Here is an 11,075-nt window from a genome sequence, read left to right as displayed (position 1 = left end):
AGTTTCCTCGCAAGTGACTATCCGGTTTCCCTAAGATGATTCTTTATAACACTCAAAAATGTCAACCTTTTTATACTGGGGCATGGGGCATGGGGCATTGGGTAATTGGTAATTGGTAATAGCAGAGTGATGCAACACTTGTCGGTAAAGGGGAAAAAGGGGAATGGAAAAAGGGAAAGAAAAAACCTTTAACCTTTTCCCCAAAACCAATTTTTGGTTCAAAACGCTTAACCGGTAGTATTGCAGAGTGATGTGTCATTTCTCTTCTGCTTTCTTCTCTCTCTTCCCTTGCAATCCCTATTTTGAAAACACTAAATTAATTTAGAATCCCTAATCCCCAATCCCTAATCCCCAATCCCCAACCCCTAAGCCAGAGATTTCTCATACCTCGTACCTTGCAACAAATAGGCAACTAGTGGTGATGCCATTAATGTCGTTACGATTGCCATAATAACCATGATAGTGAATAAAGTTGGCGTAATTACTCCTTGTTCCAAACCTATATTGAGGATAATTAACTCCATCAAACCACGAGCATTCATGAGCGCACCAATTGTTGCTGATTCTCGCCAACTTTCGCCAGCGAATTTGGCGGCGAGCATACAAGCAATACCTTTACCAAGAATTGCGATCGCAATAATCAAAAATGTAATTGCCCACAAAGTCGGTGTATTTACTAATCCTATTTGTGTATTCAATCCTGAGAAGACAAAAAATATTGGTAATAAAAAACCCGTTGTCAAAAATTCTGTGCGATCGCGTATTTGTTCGGCAAATTCACCGCGCGGCATTGCTGTGCCTAAAATAAACGCACCAAAGACTGCATAGATACCAATGGCATCGGTAAACCAAGCACCAAACATTACAATTGTGAGTACTAAAGTTAATGTTTGAATTGTCACTCCATTATCTTTATTTGTGATGCGAGTAAAAATAGTTAAAGCAGGTCTACCCACAAAAATTGTTAATAAAACATAGCCAATACCACCACCTATCGCAAAAGCGGCAATACTCGAATTAGCATTCAAACTGGCTAATACAATAGCGAGTAAACACCATGCAGTTGCGTCATCTATGGAACCTGCGGCTAAAGCTAAAGTACCAAAAGTTGTTTTCGCAATTCCTCGTTCATAAAGCATTCTTGCTAACATAGGAAATGCGGTAATCGACATAGAAGCACCCAAATATAAAGCTGCAGCCCAAGGAGTTACACCAGCTTTAAAAAGTTCACCTTTACCGTATAAGAAAAAAGCTGCGATCGCGCCTAAACAAAAAGGTGCAATTATCCCGGCAGCAGAGACTAAACCTGCACTTTTAAGACGTTGCTTAATTAAATCAGTATTAAATTCTAAGCCAATCAAAAACATATAAATTACTAACCCAATCTGACTGATAGCGAAGAGAATAGACATCGAAGGATTGGGAATTTTAGCTCCCGTCGCCAATAAGATTGGTGCTTTAGGAAATAACCATTGCTGTACATCTGGGGTAATTAAACCCAGTAATGATGGCCCTAACATAACGCCCGCAATCATTTCACAAACAACATCGGTTTGTTTGAGATATCGTGTGCCAATAATAGTTACGATGCGACAAGTCACCAAAATTATTGTTAGTTGTAACAATAGCTTAAGTACTAGCTCAAAATTAGACATTTGATTTCCCTTATTAAAAATGGGGAGATTCAGCAAAGTATCTATAGCAATCTTAAGCTAATTAGGGGCATAAAACTTTCCTAGATATACTGAGCTTTGCCGCAAAATATTGATATTTTGCAATTCTACGTAGCAGTACTTATCTATTTGTAATAAACCCCAAAAACTGCTTTTGTACTGACATCCAGGTGATGCAGATACACAATCAAGCTCAAAAGTGAGCTTTTTTACAGATTGCGATCGCGCTTTAAATGTTTTATAACCAAACCTATATCTTTATTCCCATCTCAACACATTAAGTCTGCATTGATAATAACCTGCTGCAAGTCCTATCCTTCTTTTATCAGAGAAACTACCTATAGCTTGCTTCTCTGTACTGGTAAGGTAACAGCTACCCCCAACCACTCCGCATCTATCTCAATATTAATTACAATCTGTGCTGGCGTTGAACTTCTCACCTCCAAGCACCCTTAACTCACGTAATTACGAGTTACGAATTAATAATCATGAGCGCTAACGACCAATTTCTTCGTCCTGCTATCGAAACAGATGCTTGCTGTATGAGTGCAATTCATATTGCTGCTATTAAAGCGCTACCAGCAACTTTATATTCTGAAGAAGAACTGTTAGCTTGGCGAAACTACCTCGACCAACCTGACGGTGTTAATATTCTCAGGAGTATGAAATTAAAAAATTGCTGGGTTGCTGTTGATAAAAATGTAATTGTGGGATTCACTAGTTACATTTTTGATGAACTGATAGCATTATACGTGCATCCTAAGCACCAAGGGCAAGGTGTTGGTAGAGCCTTAGTTAATCATTTTTGCGAAACAGCAAGCAAGCAAGGTATAGAAAAGGTAATTACAACGGCTAGCCTTTACGCCGAAGGATTTTATAGGAGATTAGGCTTTAAATTTATCGAAAGAGCGCCTCATTACTTAAAAAAAGGGATGATTGTTCCAGTTAGTAAAATGAGTAAAAATTTGCTTCCCACGACCAATTAGGATGCGTTATTAATGCATCCTCAATTTATGATGATTTATATATAAAAATTGAGTATCTCTACTCTAGATTTAGAGTCAATAATACGCGGGCTAATGAATATTAGTAAATAATGTGGTTTTAACTACCTTCTGATGTGGAATTAGTAAGATAAACTTGCCAGGTGGATGTCATCAAACTCCTATATGGAGCTTACTAACAACAAAGGATAAACATTAACCATGTCTAAAGAAGTAGCCAAGGTAATTTTATGGGAAGAAAACGAAAAAGAGTATATTAAAAAGTTTTATGATTTACAATTTATACCCAGAGTGGGAGAGGAAGTTTACCTCAAAAAGGAACAATGGAAAGTAACTAGAGTTGAACATGATGTAGAAGTGAGTGAAGTTAATGTCTATATGGCATTAATTAAAAAAGTCCAAAAAGATAAACCATCCAATTCTTGATGCTTCCGGAAACTCTGTCTTACCTCAGCTTTTCTTCCTTCTTCTCTCTTCCCTAATTCCTCCCTCAGCAAATAATTTTCGCAATCATCTCGGCTGACGATAACTTCTTACCTGCAACATAGATAATTTGCATAAAGCTGCTAAGGGCGAACCTATTATATACTCAGCAGTTTACGGAATTATCTTAAGTAAAGGTATAAAGTTAAATGACTAGTAAACAGTTACCTCTCAGCAAAATAGCAGTATTCATCACTGCTGTAATTTCCCTGAGTTTCCCTTCTACTAAAACTCCAGCTTCTTGCGCTGCTCCCCTAAATGGTGGAGACTTTGAAGCACAAGCTAGCCAAAGAATCAGCAGTCCTTGGGTTGGGGAAGGTAGAGTTGGCGTTGATATTGGATTAGGCTACAGCAATAGGGGTAAAAATAATGTCTGGATGCGGAATGTTTCGGGATGGAATGGTATTCGTCAACGCGTCAGACTCCAACCCAACACTCAATATAAGTTAACAGCATATATCCGCACATCAGGCAATGTTACAGATGGTTATTTTGGAGTGCGAGATGCTCAACAGAAGGTTTTTTCCGAAATCAAGTTTGGTAGTTTACCTCGCTACACACCTATGACACTATCGTTTAGAACTGGCAATGAAACTGTGTACAATATTTTCACAGGATTTTGGGCTTTAGGTCAGGATAGCTGGGTTCAAGTGGATGACTATAGCCTGACAGGTGGTTCCTGTGAAGATGTGCAACTAGTTCCAGCAAATAATTAATAACTGTGGGAGACGCGATGAATCGCGTCTCTACAAGATAGGCTGAGGAATTGCGATCGCACACCAGACAACGGAGAATTTTACAAGAGCGATCGCACTGATTCCATAAAATCAGGTTAGTGTCATCTGCGGATTTGCGATCGCACACCAGACAATGGAGAATTTTAAGAGAGTGATCGCACTGATTCAGTAAAATCAGACTGCTGTCATCTGCGGAATTGCGATCGCACACCAGACAACGGAGAATTTTTACAGAGCGATCGCACTGATTCAGTAAAATCAGACTGCTGTCATCTGCGGAATTGCGATCGCACACCAGACAACAGAGAATTTTAACAGAGCGATCGCCTTCATAACTCCATCATTCCACCTCAGAACAGAAAAATTCTCGTTTGAAACAGGAACATTCTCATTTGGAACCAGAACGTTCTCGTTTGAAACAGGAACATTCTCACTTGGAACCAGAACGTTCTCGTTTGAAACAGGAACATTCTCACTTGAAACAGGAAACTTCGAGTTCAGAACACGAAAGTTGGTATTTGAGATAGCGCATATCATGATCACATCACAACTAGTCTTAGAAAAAACTCTTAAGTCTCTCTGCTAATCTCTCCATTCTCGTATGCACCCATAAATTTATTACTACTCTAAAGCGAGATAAGTACTAACGATATGCCTGCCTTAGAAAAATTGCGTAATTGCTCCGAACTATTATTGTTTTGGGATGACCTATCCCCAAACTGCATTCACAAATATATAAGGCTTGCTTTAATAGATGTTCAGCTTCTGTGTAACGATGCTGTGACATATAGAGAAAGGCTAGATTACTAAAGCTAATAGCAACATTAGGATGTTCATTTCCTCGCAAGCGTTGTTCTAGTTCCAAAGCCTGCAAAAATAACACTTCAGCTTCTGTATCACGCCCTTGTAGTTTGTAAAGTTCGGCTATATTGTTGAGACTTTGAGCAACTTCAGGATGTTCCTTTCCTAGCAGGATTTGTCTTAATTTTAAAACTTGCAAAAACAAAGGTTCAGCTTCGATATAACGTCTTTGTAAAAAGTAGAGCGTTGCCAGATTGTTGAGACTAGTAGCAACTAATCGATGCTCATATCCCAGTAGATTTTGAAAATCTGCCACAGCTTTTAGAAGTAGGGGTTCAGCTTCTGTATAGCGTTCTTGCAACTTGTAGAGTTCAGCTAGATTATTGAGACTAGTAGCGACTAATGAATCTTCCTCTCCCAACAGATGCTGTCTTAGTTTTAAAGCTTGTAAAAATATGGGTTCAGCTTCTTTGTAACGCCCTTGTAATTTGTAGAGTTCAGCCAGATTGTTGAGACTAGTGGCAACGAATAAATCTTCCTCTCCAAAAAGGACTTGTGTAAGTTCCACGGCCTGTAACAATAAGAGTTCAGCATCTGTGTAGCGTCCTTGTAATTTGTAGAGTTCCGCTAGATTGTTGAAGCTTTGAGCAACGTATAGATGCTTAGAACCAAAGAGCTTTTGACTAATGATTAGGCACTGCTTGTACCAAGGTTTTGCTTGCTCATATAATCCCTGATCCTCATAAAATTCACCCAACTTTGTGAAAATGTTGACTATATTATCATTGCTGACATACTGAATGAGATTGTCTGCTACTTCTATCAAGTGAGGTATGGCGGGGGCGACATCTTTAATTTGCTGAAGTGTGGGAGTGTCAGGAATATCTTTAGCAACTGCTACCATTACTCCACAAAAACTTCGCTTAAATCCCTCTGCTTTATCTAACCCTGTCAGCTTATATTGAAAAAACTCCCGCAACAGGGGATGTAGTTGATAGATTCCCTCACCTTTACGCTGGAGTAAATACAAATTCAACAACTTATCATCCCTAATTTCTTCTAAATCTTCCCCATCTTCCTCTGGTAAACACTGTTCTACCAACACCCAAGGTATAGGTGCGGCTGCAAATACACTCAATAAACAGCCCAGTTGTTGATCATCTTCCTCTAATTCCTGCCAACTCAACTCAAAAGCTGCTAACACACCCCGTTGTGCTGTCATATCGGCTTCTGCTTTCTTAAGGGCGCGTTGTTCTAGTCGCTGTTTCTTCAAGCGTTCCAGCATTTCTACCAAAGATAAATCTGGTTTCCGCGCCAGATACCGCCCTACCAACTCCAAACCCAAAGGCAAATATCCCAGCCACTCACATAACTGTAATGCTACCTGGGGGTGGCGTTGATTTTCCCGCTCAAACCTTTCTGCCCCAATAATTGACTTTAATAATTCCAGCGCCGCCTCTGGTTGCAGCACATCTAAAGATAATGTTTCTATGCGCCCCAACTGCTGGCGAGTAGTAATCAGGATTTTGAACCGAGAAGATAGCGACACAAAGTAAGGTTTAACTTCCTGATAATCAGCAACATCATCCAACACCAGCAGCACATCACCCTCACGCCAACGCCGCCAGCAAAATTGCACTTGCGCGGGTAAATCTACATCTGTTGGCGGGTTTAAATCTAGCTGCGTTCTCGCAAACTGGACAATTTGCACCCCAATATCCCCAGATTTGGGCAACAACCAGCAAATTCCACCTTGATAATTGTCGCGGTACTCAATGGCATATTGCAACGCCAGTTCTGTTTTGCCAACTCCACCCATCCCCGCAATAGCCGCAATGGCTACTTGTTGATTTTGCTGCAACATCTGCTGGAGTGTTTGCAATTCTTCCCCACGTCCCACAAATTCCACTACCCCACTCAGGGGCAAATTTTGCGGTATTTCACCCTGGGGATGAGACTTTACCTGTTCCCGTTCAGGCGACTTTAGTCAATCAGGGGAATTATTATAGGTAATATTAATAGTGTGACCACTACCCCCTTGAATTGTGGGAGCCTTAGCATCATTAGACTGAAAAGCCTCGCCACCGTAAACATTCTGCACATTCTTGCCTTCCACCTTCCCAATATTAATTTCTTGGTGAATTTCTGTGGCAAGGGTTTTCACCTCTTCCGCAAATTGGGGATCGTTGTTCATCGCCTCTTGCAAATAAGCAGCCACCACATTTAAATCTTCCTGTGAGCCTTGCTGTACTTTTACCAAAGCTGCTTCTACCCTGGGCGTACCCTTGAATTTCTGCAAAATCTTCTGGCGAAGCTGTTCCAATTTTTTCAGAACACTTTCTGTTGCTTTCTCTATAGTGGTTTCAAAAGCTTTGGTAAACACTAGGGTGGCGATTCCCGCAGCAGTGAGTGTCACAGGCTCCATATTTTCGGCAATAAATACGAGATTATGCTGATGGAGATTGTAATCTAGCTCAACTGTTTTGGTAATAAATCATCCAAATCAATTAATATTTACTCTGGTAACGGAGATTTTCTCGCATTTTGGAATTGAGTACCCAACATTTTTGATGATAAATGTCCATCCCGTTGTTTTATAATTCAATACCGTTCAGTTAACATCAAAAAACTTAACCTCTGTAGGTTGGTTTGAGGAACAAAACCCAACAAAGACGTAAAAATGTTGGGTTTCACTGCGTTTAACCCAACCTACAATTATCTAAAATTACCGTTCTTTTTCTCTTGTATCTTTCTATCTGAGTAATTTTCCTAAATCCTACATTAATTCTTATAAATGATATTTCTCGAACTCGTATTACAAAACTTTGGCCCCTACGCTGGTAAACAAGTAATCAATCTTGACCCCAGAAATCATGAAAATTCTCGCCCAATTATTCTGTTAGGTGGAATGAATGGTGGCGGAAAAACCACCCTCATGGACGCAATTCGCCTGGCACTTTATGGGCATCGCGCTCAATGTTCCACTCGTGGTAATTTAAGTTATAGCGATTTCCTCACTCAATGCGTTAATAGCAAAACCGATCCAGTAGAAAAGACACGCATTGAATTACTTTTTGAACATATCGAAAATGACAAGCCAGTAAAATACCGCGTTGTCCGTACTTGGGAAAAAAATCCTAAAGATGGTAAAGACCATTTAGGTATTTTAGATGCCCATGAATGGCTAGATACAGCTTTAGTAAATATTTGGGATGAATATATTGAAAATCTCCTACCTGTAGGAATATCTAACTTATTTTTATTTGATGGCGAACAAGTTAAAGAACTCGCAGAACAAGAAATACCACCGCCAATTGTAGTAGATGCGATTAGCGGACTTTTAGGTTTAGAGTTAGCCGATAGATTAGCGGTAGATTTAGATATTTTAGTCAATCGCAAACGCAAGGAACTGGCTGATACTAAAGATTTAGCGAATATTGAAGAAATTGAAGAGAAGTTGCAAGAATTACAAGAGGCGTATCATCAAGAATCCCAATCAATTACATCTCTCCAAGAGAATTTAACCGCCGCCGAAGCTAGACAGCAGGAAGCTGTACATAAATTTATTTCTGAGGGTGGCAAAATTGCCGGAGAACGCAGCCAATTAGAGAAAAAAAAGCAAGAAAGAATCACCGAAACAGAAAAAATCCGCCAATCGTTGTGTGATTTATCTGCCGAATTTTTACCTCTAGGATTGATTACACCGCTATTAAATCAGGCTTATAACCAAGGTGAAGAGGAATTCCGCATTCAACAAGCGAAAGTGGCACATGATTTATTAATTGAAAGAGATAAAAAGCTACTCAATTTGATTAATCAATTAGCTATTGAACAAGCAGCAGTGACTCAAATTAAAGAATTTATCTCCCAAGAAAATCAAGATTTAGATAACGCCGCCATTGCTGAACCTTGGCTATTAGCTGACACAGAAACCCTACATCAATTAGATAATGTCATCCATCATCACTTGGAATATGCCAAAACCAAAGCGAAAGATAAAATTACGCTGCTGAATTCTCAAGAAGAAGAGATTATCACCTTAGAAAGACAAATTCAAACCGCAGCCTCACCGGAAGAATATCAAAGATTAGTTGATGAATTACAACAAGCACAACAGCAAGTTGCAGAAGCTAAAGCTGCTTGGGAAATTACCAAACGTCGCTTAGATGAATTAGCAACGGAGATTGAAAATACTAAAAAAGACTTAGAAAACTACACAGATACAAGTCTTAAACTTCAAAACAAAGGACATATTATTGAATCTGCGGTGAGAGTCCAAGAAACCCTCAAACTTTTCCGCAAGAAATTAACTCTGAGAAAACTCAACAAATTAGAAGTTGAAGTCACAGAATGTTTCCGCTATCTGTTACATAAATCTGATTTAGTTCATCGCGTCGCGATTGACACCAACACTTTCAGCCTGTCGCTGTACGACTTAAACGGTAAACCCGTCCCCAAACATCGCCTTTCTGCTGGCGAAAAACAACTACTAGCGATCGCATTTCTTTGGGGTTTAGCTAGAGTCTCCGGTCGCCGCTTACCAGTAGCAATTGACACCCCCCTTGGCAGACTCGACTCATCCCACCGCAGTAACCTTGTAGAACGGTACTTTCCCTCCGCCAGCCACCAGGTAATTTTGCTTTCTACGGATACAGAAATTGGTAAAAAAGAAGTTGAGACACTGAGAGAAAATGAAGCGATCGCTCACGAATATCTCCTAGATTACAACTCTGCTACTCGTCAAACCACAGTGATCAACAATAAATATTTCTGGTAATATTTTTCTTCTAAATAATCGAGTGATGAGCTGATTACCAGAAGAAGTAATCGCAATTGATTTCCTCTCAGATATTTACAATATATCTAACAACATTTGGCAAAGGTATATGCAGTTATGATCTCACCATATCTAAAAGAAATAGAGCGTGACTTAAGTAATCTGTCATTAGAAGAACTAGAATGGCTCCTAGAACGTATCGAAAGCAAAGTGCAAGAAAAGAAACAATTATCTCATCAACTGGCTAATGTGCAATCCATGAATCAACAACTAGCTGCAATGGCTAATGATTTAGATATACAGAGAGAAATTGCCTCTGTGGCATCATGTAAAAATAAATCGTCTAATTTTTTCAATTGTTACTGATAGTATTGTTGATTAATTAGGACTAATTTTTGTTTTTTTATGCTAATCACTACTTTTAACAGTGTATTTCGCTCGTTTGGGCTATTTTAGAGTGGCATAATTTAATAAGTTCCATTTGCAATTCAAGAAGCTCTTCAATGCTTAATTCTGCTGCTAGTTGAAGAATTCCTTGAAAATCCATGTCTTTTACAACACTTTTTACTAGATTTTCATTCAGTTCAAACCATTCACCTTTTACCTGATAGCTTTTATACTTATTATGTAAATACTTTTCTATAACTCTACTATTAATTACTTTTATATGATGGATTGAGTTTATATAATAAGGTGCATCTGTTCCTTGTAATTTTTTAAATCTTTGATAGATATTCTTAGTCATCCCAATTTTATATCTGTTAGTTTCTCCACTTCTAACTATGTAAACAAATTGTGACATATTTACAAAAGAGTTTATTTGTATACTTTTTGGCTATAATGAACGATTTTTATCTGGGCTTTAACTTTATTCTATATGGTAACAAAAGAGATACAAAAAAATTTTCTTCTCTCTCTAAGAGATTAACCAAGCTGAATCATCAACTGAGGTGTATTATCACTGACTGTTATTGCTCGTTAACGTAGTCAGAACTAAGCTTTGCTTAACTAAGGTTCAAAATATTTACAGAGCATTTTTGCTTTTTGGCTAAGAAGTTATTTTTAATATGTTTTGCTCTTGTTAGATTAACAATATTTTATATACTTAGTCCAATACTATACAAAAACTCTAATATGTTGTCAGTAGCATTAATTATGTGAAAGCATAATCATAGAGTCTTAGTTTTAGTTTTAATTTATGGAATCACCTATCGAAAGATTTAAACTTTCTCAAACAGCTAAAGACCAATTACTTAAACTGCGCCGCAGTACAAAAATTGACCAATGGAATATATTATGTCGTTGGGCTTTTTGTCGTTCTCTTGCAGAACCCACACCACCTTCCCCTGTACCCATCCCCCAAGATAGCAATGTGGAATTAACCTGGCGCGTTTTTGGTGGCGATATGTCCGAGATCCTTCTCCTCGCGCTCAAGCAAAGGTGTCACAATGACGGTTACGCCACCGATAAAGAAACCCTCGCTACTCAATTTCGCTTGCATTTACATCGGGGAATTGGTTACTTAGCCGGTGATCCAAATATCAAGAAAATTGAAGATTTAATGGAACTAGCGCTAAAAGATTGACAGGATATTAGTTAA

The 11,075-nt window shown here is 38.8% G+C and carries 12 protein-coding genes; 7 read left to right on the top strand and 5 right to left on the bottom strand.

The genetic code is table 11. The features are described 5' to 3' along the window. Nucleotides 1-70: 70 nt before the first annotated feature. Nucleotides 71-259: a hypothetical protein gene (locus tag HGR01_RS20340; RefSeq protein ID WP_045870674.1), complete on the bottom strand. Its 189-nt coding sequence runs from the start codon at nucleotides 257-259 to the stop codon at nucleotides 71-73. 106 nt (nucleotides 260-365) lie between these two features. After that, nucleotides 366-1,655 (bottom strand): cation:proton antiporter, encoded by a 1,290-nt coding sequence (locus HGR01_RS20335; RefSeq protein ID WP_045870675.1) that lies wholly within the window; start codon nucleotides 1,653-1,655, stop codon nucleotides 366-368. A gap of 506 nt (nucleotides 1,656-2,161) precedes the next feature. Between HGR01_RS20335 and HGR01_RS20330 the strand changes: the two genes are divergently transcribed. The 4 genes from HGR01_RS20330 (at nucleotide 2,162) to HGR01_RS20315 (ending at nucleotide 4,424) form a co-directional block, all read left to right on the top strand. Next, complete coding sequence (locus HGR01_RS20330) at nucleotides 2,162-2,659, top strand: GNAT family N-acetyltransferase (protein ID WP_045870676.1); 498 nt, start codon at nucleotides 2,162-2,164, stop codon at nucleotides 2,657-2,659. Between the two features lie 219 nt (nucleotides 2,660-2,878). Further along, complete coding sequence (locus HGR01_RS20325; protein WP_045870677.1) at nucleotides 2,879-3,103, top strand: hypothetical protein; 225 nt, start codon at nucleotides 2,879-2,881, stop codon at nucleotides 3,101-3,103. Nucleotides 3,104-3,309: 206 nt separating this feature from the next. Then, complete coding sequence (locus tag HGR01_RS20320; RefSeq protein WP_045870678.1) at nucleotides 3,310-3,876, top strand: hypothetical protein; 567 nt, start codon at nucleotides 3,310-3,312, stop codon at nucleotides 3,874-3,876. A gap of 392 nt (nucleotides 3,877-4,268) precedes the next feature. Beyond that, nucleotides 4,269-4,424: a hypothetical protein gene (locus HGR01_RS20315; protein WP_155539258.1), complete on the top strand. Its 156-nt coding sequence runs from the start codon at nucleotides 4,269-4,271 to the stop codon at nucleotides 4,422-4,424. A 116-nt stretch (nucleotides 4,425-4,540) separates the two neighbouring features. Here HGR01_RS20315 and HGR01_RS20310 read toward each other — a convergent pair whose 3' ends face one another. After that, a complete protein-coding gene (locus HGR01_RS20310) occupies nucleotides 4,541-6,598 on the bottom strand; it encodes a tetratricopeptide repeat protein (protein WP_255325218.1) in 2,058 nt (685 codons plus the stop codon). A gap of 87 nt (nucleotides 6,599-6,685) precedes the next feature. After that, nucleotides 6,686-7,123 carry a hypothetical protein gene (locus tag HGR01_RS20305; RefSeq protein WP_045870680.1) on the bottom strand — a complete coding sequence of 146 codons (438 nt, stop codon included), beginning with the start codon at nucleotides 7,121-7,123 and terminating at the stop codon, nucleotides 6,686-6,688. 369 nt (nucleotides 7,124-7,492) lie between these two features. Here HGR01_RS20305 and dndD point away from each other — a divergent pair, with 369 nt between their 5' ends. Both dndD and HGR01_RS20295 read left to right on the top strand, forming a co-directional pair. Beyond that, entirely contained in the window at nucleotides 7,493-9,475 is a 1,983-nt protein-coding gene (dndD, locus tag HGR01_RS20300) for a DNA sulfur modification protein DndD (RefSeq protein ID WP_045870681.1), read from the top strand. Nucleotides 9,476-9,592: 117 nt separating this feature from the next. Continuing rightward, complete coding sequence (locus HGR01_RS20295; RefSeq protein WP_045870682.1) at nucleotides 9,593-9,841, top strand: hypothetical protein; 249 nt, start codon at nucleotides 9,593-9,595, stop codon at nucleotides 9,839-9,841. A 55-nt stretch (nucleotides 9,842-9,896) separates the two neighbouring features. On the opposite strand, the gene HGR01_RS20290 is transcribed toward HGR01_RS20295, so the two are convergent. After that, a complete protein-coding gene (locus HGR01_RS20290; protein ID WP_045870683.1) occupies nucleotides 9,897-10,277 on the bottom strand; it encodes a GIY-YIG nuclease family protein in 381 nt (126 codons plus the stop codon). Nucleotides 10,278-10,673: 396 nt separating this feature from the next. Here HGR01_RS20290 and dndE point away from each other — a divergent pair, with 396 nt between their 5' ends. Beyond that, entirely contained in the window at nucleotides 10,674-11,060 is a 387-nt protein-coding gene (gene dndE, locus HGR01_RS20285) for a DNA sulfur modification protein DndE (RefSeq protein WP_096621693.1), read from the top strand. Nucleotides 11,061-11,075 lie beyond the last annotated feature (15 nt).

It is taken from the genome of Tolypothrix sp. PCC 7712, assembly GCF_025860405.1.
In the GTDB taxonomy this organism is placed as follows: Bacteria; Cyanobacteriota; Cyanobacteriia; order Cyanobacteriales; family Nostocaceae; genus Aulosira; species Aulosira diplosiphon.
The sequence above is the reverse complement of the archived record's forward strand: the minus strand, read 5'-3'. Positions and strand labels throughout refer to the sequence as shown.